General features: G+C 43.7%; 4 protein-coding genes. 3 read left to right on the top strand and 1 reads right to left on the bottom strand.

All coding sequences use genetic code 11. From position 1 onward, the window contains the following. Positions 1–683: aldehyde dehydrogenase family protein (locus B4J23_RS01620; RefSeq protein WP_291358574.1), on the top strand; the 683-nt coding region annotated here is incomplete at its 5' end. A gap of 53 nt (positions 684–736) precedes the next feature. Here B4J23_RS01620 and B4J23_RS01615 read toward each other — a convergent pair. Further along, a complete protein-coding gene (locus tag B4J23_RS01615; RefSeq protein WP_034170074.1) occupies positions 737–1,210 on the bottom strand; it encodes an Lrp/AsnC family transcriptional regulator in 474 nt (157 codons plus the stop codon). A gap of 139 nt (positions 1,211–1,349) precedes the next feature. Between B4J23_RS01615 and B4J23_RS01610 the strand changes: the two genes are divergently transcribed. Together B4J23_RS01610 and B4J23_RS01605 are read left to right on the top strand one after the other, a co-directional pair. Beyond that, the gene (locus B4J23_RS01610; protein ID WP_291358572.1) at positions 1,350–3,065 is read left to right on the top strand and encodes an alpha-keto acid decarboxylase family protein; all 1,716 of its coding nucleotides are present in this window, start codon (positions 1,350–1,352) and stop codon (positions 3,063–3,065) included. 43 nt (positions 3,066–3,108) lie between these two features. Further along, positions 3,109–4,023 (top strand): amino acid permease (locus B4J23_RS01605; protein WP_291358570.1); only part of this gene is annotated, 915 nt, incomplete at its 3' end.

Genomic DNA, 4,023 nt, shown 5'->3' with positions numbered 1-4,023 from the left:
GTGGCAATGATGCAGGCATTGTTTTACTCGATACCGACATTCAGGCGATGGCAACCCGAATCTTTCATGGAGCCTTTATCAACATGGGCCAGACCTGTGCAGCATTGAAACGCCTGTATGTACATGACAGTCAGTATGATGCACTGGCACAGGAATTATTAAAAGTCGCACAGCAACAGTCTCTGGGAGATGGTTTAGCTGAGACAACTACTTTTGGTCCGGTACAAAACATCAAGCAATACCAGAAAGTTCAGGTCATGATTCAGGAAGCCCAGGATGAAGGGGCAATAGTCATGACATCCGAGCAAAATTTACCAGATACAGGCTATTTTATTGCACCGACGATCATGACCAATGTGAGTCCAGATAGCCGACTGGTGCAGGAAGAGCAGTTTGGTCCGGTATTACCTTTGATCCGTTATCACGATATTGAAGAAGTACTGACTGAAGCGAACAATACGGATTTTGGTTTAGGTGGCTCGATCTGGTCATCCGATCTGGAGCAGGCGCAACAGTTTGCACAGCGCCTGAGTTGTGGTACGGCGTGGATCAATACGCATGGTGAGATTTTCCCGCATGTACCTTTTGGCGGATGGAAGCATTCAGGTATCGGTGCCCAGTTCGGACTGAGTGGTCTGCTCGAAAATACGATTCAGCAGATTGTTCATATCAATAAAAATTAAATCAAAAAAAGCTCAAGTTAAACTTGAGCTTTTTTCTTCTGCTTTAAGACATATTAACGTAATAAAGGGCGGGCAGCCTGAAAATCAAAATGTAATTGCTTGAATTTATCTAAGACAATATAAGATTTGATATGACCAATAAAATTACAGCTCAGCAATTTTTCAGTCACAAAATTTGCCAGCATTTCCAGATTTTTAGCGCCTACTTTTAACATGAAATCTGCATCACCACTTAAAGAAAAAGCTTCCTGAATGGCTTCTTCTTCTTCAATCAATTGTTGAAAAGCGATCTTGGCTGCTGCGTCATGTGTTTTGAGATTGACCTGAACCATAGCCAAAACTGCAATCCCCAAAGCTTCAGGATGAATGCAGGCGCTATAACCCAAAATAATTCCTTTTTGCTCCAGTAGCTGACGCCGTCTAGAACATTGAGAGGCTGACAGACCGATTAAATCCCCGATTTCCTGATTCGTCAGGCGCCCATTTTTTTGCAAAGCCTGGATGATTTTCCAGTCAAATTTATCCATTGCATCCATTGCACTGAATCCTTATCCGATACACGTTTTATGTGTTTTTGAATCATTGTGACTTGCATTATGCACGAAATCAGAAAATGAAATGCAATATTCTGTAATTGAAGCATAATAAGTGATAGGGAAAATAATAATGTTTATGGAAATTGGTCAGCACCTTAATCAGCGCCTGCAAGAACTAGGAATTCAGCATATTTTTGGTGTGCCAGGTGACTTTAATCTCTCCTATTTAGAACAGATCGAAATTGATCCAAAACTGGAATTTATCGGTAACTGTAATGAGCTAAACGCAGCCTATGCAGCAGATGGTTATGCACGTCTGCATGGTGTCGGTGCTTTACTCACCACTTATGGTGTGGGTGACCTGAGCGCGATTAACGGCATTGCAGGTGCATATGCCGAGCAGGTTGCCATGGTGCATATTTCCGGTATTCCGCCTTTACATGCCGTAGAACAGGGTGCTTTGTTACACCATACTCTGATCGATGGTGATTATGACAATATCATGAACTGCATGCGCGAATTTACCGTGGCACAGACGCGTTTGACTCCAGCCAATGCAGTGAGTGAAATTGACCGGGTATTAAAGCAATGTATTTTGATGCGTCGACCGGTTCATATCCAGCTCCCTTCAGATATTACCCATCTACAGATTAAAGTGCCAAAGCAGCCTCTAGATCTGAGCCGTCCACAGAGTGATCCAAAACTTCTGCAAGAAACTGCGACACGGATAGCCAAACGCATCAAACAGGCACGTCAGCCAGTCCTGCTCATTGACAATGAAGCAGAAATTTTCCAGCTTACCGATATGCTGCAAAATTGGGCTGAGCGCATGCAGATTCCCTATACCTGTCTGTCTACTGCCAAAAATATCATGAATGAAAGTCACCCCTTATATGCGGGCGTTTATGCAGGTGCAGCAAGCGCAGCATCGACTTGTCAGTTGGTAGAGCAGTCAGATTGCCTGATTGCCATTGGGCCACGTTTTACCGATGTTGCCACAGCATTTTTCTCACATCGTGTATCCGCACAAAATATGCTGTATCTGGCAGATTCCTGTCTTTGTCTGGATGGGCAGATGATTAGTGGACTGGATTTAGCTCAATTGATCCAAGCCATCTCAAAACAGACTTTAGATGATCAACCACGTATTTTTAATCCTGCACCGAAACCATCGTTACAAACTCAACAGATCGAAGAAAATACTGCGCTGAGCCAAACTGCACTCTGGCAGCAGATTTCTGAGTTCTTACAGGAAGATGATGTGATTGTGGCAGAAGTGGGTACTGCCAATGCAGGTTTATCAGGATTGACCTTGCCGGTAACCGCCAAGTATCTGGTTCAACCGATCTGGGGTTCAATCGGCTATACCTTGCCTGCCTTGCTTGGCAGTATGCTTGCTGCACCTCAGCGCCGTCATCTGCTCTTTATTGGAGATGGTTCGATTCAGCTGACCATTCAGGAGCTTTCTACCTTATTAAGAGAAGGCTTAAAACCTGTAATTTTTATTTTAAATAATGGCGGCTATACCATTGAACGTTTGATTATGGGTGAAAATGCCAAGTACAACGATATTCAGAACTGGCAATACAGCCAGTTTGCCCAAGTCTTTTCTGCAGATACCCCGCATCAGGCTCATATAGTGAAAACCCCGGCAGAATTAAAGCGTACACTCGCACAAGTTCATCAGGCTGAGGAATTATGTCTGATTGAACTGCAACTCCCACGTATGGATGCACCACAACGTTTAAAACAGTTTGCTGAAGTCGTGGCACGCTATGACTATGGTGAATATGGTTATAAGCAGCTGGTTGAGCAGAATACACCTCCCTACAAAAAGGCAATCTAGCAAAATGTAGAAATTAAAAAAATTGTTCACAAGGAGTGACAATATGGATGTTGAAGATCATCAATTAAAAAAACAGCTCTCCAACCGGCATATCCAGCTAATCGCCTTAGGTGGAGCGATCGGTACAGGATTATTTTTAGGTTTATCACATACAATTCAGCTGGCAGGCCCATCAGTGCTTCTGGGCTATGCCATCGCTGGCATCATTGCATTTCTGATCATGCGCCAATTGGGTGAAATGGTGGTGCATGAACCGGTCAGTGGTTCATTCAGTTATTTTGCCAATAAATACTGGGGCAAAAAAGCAGGCTTTATTTCAGGCTGGAACTATTGGGTGCTCTATGTCTTAGTGAGTATGGCTGAGTTGAGTGCAATTGGTACTTTTATTCAGTTCTGGTGGCCGGAGATTCCGACCTGGCTCACGGCACTGGCATTCTTCCTGCTTATGAATGGGATCAATCTGGTCAATGTCAAATTCTTCGGTGAGAGCGAATTTATATTTTCCATGGTCAAGATCATTGCCATTTTAAGCATGATCGGATTCGGGATCTATCTGCTGTTTAGCGGTTCTGCAGGAAGTCAGGCCAGTGTGACCAACTTGTGGCAGCATGGCGGATTTTTCCCTGAGGGCTGGTCGGGTTTTATGATGGCACTTGCCGTGATTATGTTTGCATTTGGTGGGCTGGAGCTGATTGGTATTGCTGCCAGTGAAACCAAAAATCCAGAAAAGACCATTCCAAAAGCAGTCAATCAAATTGTCTACCGTGTACTCATTTTTTATATTGGCGCCATAGGTGTGTTGCTATGTCTTTATCCATGGAATCTGGTGGCGCAAGGCGGTAGTCCGTTCGTAATGATTTTCCAGTCATTGAATAGTCACGGCGTGGCCAATGTTCTTAATTTTGTAGTCTTGGTCGCTGCACTTTCAGTCTATAACAGTTGTATTTACTGTAATACC

Origin of the sequence: Acinetobacter sp. UBA3025, assembly GCF_002367915.1 — a bacterium.
Classification (GTDB): domain Bacteria; phylum Pseudomonadota; class Gammaproteobacteria; order Pseudomonadales; family Moraxellaceae; genus Acinetobacter.
Note: the sequence above shows the minus strand (reverse complement) of the source record. Positions and strands in the feature narration are given on the sequence as shown.